The sequence below is a fragment of the Staphylococcus sp. EG-SA-2 genome, from assembly GCF_017152085.1.
The window spans coordinates 1-4,878 of the sequence record NZ_JACYHC010000452.1; the positions used below are offsets into that span (position 1 = coordinate 1).

Annotated in this window: 5 protein-coding genes; all 5 read left to right on the forward strand. The window is 27.5% G+C overall.

Going from position 1 to position 4,878, the window contains the following annotated elements:
• On the forward strand, positions 1-100 hold a 100-nt coding region (locus IDG60_RS22150; RefSeq protein ID WP_241013340.1), incomplete at its 5' end, for a hypothetical protein.
• Positions 101-341: 241 nt separating this feature from the next.
• Complete coding sequence (locus IDG60_RS05935) at positions 342-485, forward strand: gallidermin/nisin family lantibiotic (protein ID WP_000416759.1); 144 nt, start codon at positions 342-344, stop codon at positions 483-485.
• 736 nt (positions 486-1,221) lie between these two features.
• A complete protein-coding gene (locus IDG60_RS05940; protein WP_000416756.1) occupies positions 1,222-1,365 on the forward strand; it encodes a gallidermin/nisin family lantibiotic in 144 nt (47 codons plus the stop codon).
• A 64-nt stretch (positions 1,366-1,429) separates the two neighbouring features.
• On the forward strand, positions 1,430-4,423 hold the full coding sequence (locus IDG60_RS05945) for a lantibiotic dehydratase (RefSeq protein WP_001092607.1): 2,994 nt from the start codon (positions 1,430-1,432) through the stop codon (positions 4,421-4,423).
• Positions 4,416-4,878 (forward strand): lanthionine synthetase LanC family protein (locus IDG60_RS05950; RefSeq protein WP_276570660.1); only part of this gene is annotated, 463 nt, incomplete at its 3' end. The genes IDG60_RS05945 and IDG60_RS05950, both read left to right, overlap by 8 nt.

Below are 4,878 nucleotides of genomic sequence, written 5' to 3' on the forward strand. Positions count from 1 at the left end.
AAATACAGTAACGTTTACATCTACTTATGAAGTTGACTGGCAAAACCATACTGTTAAATTAATCGGTACGGATTCTAAAGAAACTAATCCTGGAGTATAACTGTTAGAAATAGAGGAAGTTAAACCCGAAATTTAAGAGTTAAACAAAAAATATTCACAACATATTAAAAAAAGAAGTTACATTATTTGTTTAAACTAACAATAGTACCATAAAATTAATGACGATTTACAAATTAATAACAAATAATTATTATTAAATTCATTGATTTATTGTGTGGTAATGATTAATATGACAATTGAAGTGGGTCTTAACTTCAACTTTTAAATAGGGGGTTTTATCTTTGGAAAAAGTTCTTGATTTAGACGTGCAAGTTAAAGGAAATAACAACACTAATGATTCAGCGGGTGACGAAAGAATAACTAGCCATCTTTTTTGTAGCTTTGGTTGTGAAAAGACGGGTAGTTTTAACAGCTTCTGTTGTTAAGGATACAGCAAATAGAGCCTGAAAGGGCTCTATTTGTCTTTTTAAATATATTAAGTGCTAAAAAACGGAAACAGTTTATTAATCGCCAGGTATTTTTATAATTAGCCTTCTATATTATCAGTTGAGTGTTTCAATAAATTCTGACTTTGGTGATGGAAAGTTATACTTTTAGTTGTAATATAGTTTTCATGACTTCCTGTTAAATAAGTTAGGATTATGTAATTAGCCTCTATCTTTACATATAAGTAATGACAAGCTTTGGTTATTATATTGACCCTCTTAGAACATGTCATTTAAGAAAATAATCAAGTCATTGAAATTATATGTTTATATCCTCATCTTTAAAATAACTTCAATTATTATTTGCTAAATTTTGTATAAATAGAACAAAACTGCATAAATATCTATTAATTAATCTCAAGCAGCCATCTCCAAATTCGTAATAGTATTGATAGATAAAAATATCTAAGTATTTGTATAAATGAATTGATTAATCTATTAAAAAATTCATCAATAAATTTAAAATTATGAACTTAGATGCAAAATTATTAGTGAAAATAAATAGTAATAAAAAAACACAAAAATCTAATTATCAAAATAGTATTACTAAATTAATAAGTGTTTACAAAAAATTCACAAAATATAATTATATAATTTATTGATTTGTTGTGTGAAAAGGGATAATATGACAATTGAAGTAGGCCTTAACTTCAACTAATAATAGGAGGTTTTATCTATGGAAAAAGTTCTTGATTTAGACGTGCAAGTTAAAGCAAACAATAACTCAAATGATTCAGCAGGTGACGAACGTATTACAAGTCATAGTTTATGTACTCCTGGTTGTGCTAAGACTGGTAGTTTTAATAGCTTCTGCTGTTAAGATTACAGCAAATAGAGCCTGAAAGGGCTCTATTTGTCTATTCAAATATGTGAGGTGCTTACAAATGAACACTATTTACGAACCGTCAAGTATTTGTATGATTAGAACACCTTTATTATCAGTTGAATTTTTCAATTTATTTTTAAATACTGAACAAATTAAATATAGCGACTTACAATTAAATGCTCAGATGAAAGAATCAATCCTAACAACAACATTTAACTTATATTGTACTTTACAAGAAATAAATTTTGATGGCGATAACAAGAAGGTTAGAGATGCTAAAGAAAGTTTATTAAAATATTTAATTAGAATGTCAACACGTCCAACTCCATTTGGATTATTAAGTGGTATTAATTTGGGGCATTTTGTAAATGAACCAACACGTCTTAAAGTTGGAAATAGTATTCAAAAATATGTGAAAGTCGATGGCGAATGGTTGTATAAACTGGTTAGTTATATTGAGAGTATTGATGAATATTATCAAAATTTGAAAGTTATTTGGAATAGTAAAGCACATATTATCAATGATCGAATATATTTAAATGAACAAAGTGCTATTTATTTAAACAACAATAAAGATACATCTTTTTCCATTAAAAATAGCGAATTACTCGTATTCATCAAAACCACTGTGACGAATAATAATATTACTTTTTCAAATTTAGCTGAAAAGATAAATCAAGAATTTGAAATTAATGATATTACTAAAGTGAAAGTATATATCCATAATCTTGTCTCAAAGGAAATTATATATTCAACAATCAGACCACCGTTATCATATAGCGATAATTTAAATTATATTTTAAATAAACTTTCTTTACATAATGATGATTTTGTGAAAAAAATTAGAGAAATCCAGAAATTGATATTAGCTTATGAAAAAACTGAAATTGGATTTGGCGAGGAATTATATAAAGACATTATTCATCATATGAAGGCACTATTCAAATGTAAAAACTATCTTCAAATTGATACCAAAATTGACATGATTAACAATTATTTACATCAAGATATAGCAACAAATATATCTGAAGCAGCGTACTTATTGTGGCTTTTATCAAGAAATAATATTGGATTCACAGATTTGAAAGTTCTTCACAACCGTTTTATTGAAAAGTATGGATTTGAACAACTCGTGAATATTAAAGATTTGATTTCAGATATAACAGGTTTCGGGACAACAATTTTTCAAGAAGAAGAAACCGATGGAAATAATATTGTAATGCTTAAGCAAAAATTTTTACATGCCTTGAGAAATAACGATGAGATAGTCATAAATGAAAAAGATGTAGAGTCATTGATTAACGATAATGAAATCAATCATTATCATGCGCCAATGAGTGCAGATGTTTATGCTGAACTTTATTTAGGACGTTTTTACAATCAGTACAATGAGCTCATTGTTATTAGTCCTTTAACGGCGTCTTTTAATGCTGGCGCTACATTTGGGCGATTTCATCATTTAATTGATACTGAAACTTTAGCAAAATTAGAACATGAAAAAGGACATTATTATCAGAAGATGATATGTGATGACAATGTAGAAATGATTTCTATAAATAACATACCGAAATATCCGAGAAATCATAATGTATTAACTAATCATGACTCATACGAATATTCATTGAATTTAGGAAGTAGTAATAGTTATTCAAAGTATGAGCTTACCTTAGATGATATTTATGTTGGTGCTACCTTTAACAAATTATATTTATATTCTAGCCAACTAAATAAAAGGGTACTATTTGAATCAAACAATATGTATAACTTTTTAAAAGAATGTAATTTATATCGATTGTTACGAGAAATTTCAATGGAATCTGTGAAATGCATTGAATCTATGAATGATGTGAGTATTGATTCATTTAGTTATTCACCACGAATCAGATATAAAAATGTCATTCTTAAACCAGCATATTGGAAAATTAACGAGATGGTATTACCTTTACCTAAAAATGAAGAATGGGATCAACAATTTTTGAAATATCAAGAACAATTCAATATACCTAATATCGTGAATTTAGTTTATGGAGATAACAAGCTTCTACTAAATTTATCATTAGCTAATCATAGATATTTATTGATGAAAGAATATAAGAAGCATAAACGTGTACGTTTAGTAGAATCATTTTTACCTCAATCAAAGAATGATCATGTGTATGAAATTGTTACACCAATTTATAAAAAATCATCTTATCGAGGACCCGAAATCGAAATTCCAAAATATAAAAATACAGATATTGAATATGACAAAGACTGGTTTGCATTACATATTCATATCGATAAGCCATCGCAAGATACATTTATCATCGACAATTTGTATCCATTTGTAAAACATCTTAAAGATAAGGGAGATATAGAAAAATATTTTTTAATGCGTTATATCAAACAAGGTGACATTTTAAAGTTGAGGTTATTCAGGAATGACGAAAATTACGCAGAAATATACAGCATCTTGAAGAATTGGTTACCACATGTTCGACAAACGACAGAAGTTTCAGATTATGAATTTGTATCATACGAGCCAGAATTTTTTAGATATGGTGGAAAGAACACGATTAATGAAATAGAAGCCTTCTTTGAATATGACACGAATTTAGCTGTCAATATTATTGAAAATGATTTTAAGTTTGATCGACCATATATTGTTGCTATTTCAATAATGTATTTATTTGAGATGTTTTCAATTTCTAATGAAGAGCGTATGGAAATTGTTAATAACTATGTACCTACATCATTTAAAAGTAAAGATATTAGACCTTTTAAAAATGAACTTGTAACTATATGTAATCCTGCTAATAATTTTGAATATATGGCTAAACACTATAGTGGTATTTATCGAATTTTAAAAGATGGCAACCAAATTTTGAGCAAATTAAATGAAGGGCTTAAAAAAACTTTAACTACTAAAAGGTCAAGGATTATTGGCAGCTTAATTCATATGCGCTGCAATCGAATATTTGGCATTGATAAGGATCAAGAAACATTTGTTTTATCTATTGTAAAAGAAATTGTTAAAACTCAAAAGCATTGGTGTGGTGACAAAAATGATTGATATGAATCTAATATTGAAGAAGAAGTTTCAAGAGATTTCAGAAGTAGATGATTTCATTTCAAAAGCATCTACTGAAACCGATTATTTTGAACCTTCAACTTTATCACATGGTATACCAGGTATCATTTTGTTTTTAGATGCTTATCAAAAAGTTTTCGATATTAATACTGAGCAAATTGTGCATAAGTACATCATGAAATTAGCACCATATTTACAGAGTGGTCAATATAACAATTCTTTGTTTGGTGGACTTTCAGGTATTGCATTTTCAATGGATTTAGCATCGCAAAATGGCAAAAATTATCAAAATATTTTAAATAATATTGATGGTCACATTGTAAATGAAATAGAAAATAAATTTGATCAAATATTACAAGAACCATTAAATCCATTAAATTATGATACTGTCAGTGGATTAGCTGGGATAGGGAGATATTTGCTAAATAGAGTAGATG

Excerpts from the sequence above, each read along its gene's own strand:
- IDG60_RS05940 (WP_000416756.1), top strand. The coding sequence starts at position 1,222 with ATGGAAAAAGTTCTTGATTTAGACGTGCAAGTTAAAGCAAACAATAAC.
- IDG60_RS05945 (WP_001092607.1), top strand. The coding sequence starts at position 1,430 with ATGAACACTATTTACGAACCGTCAAGTATTTGTATGATTAGAACACCT.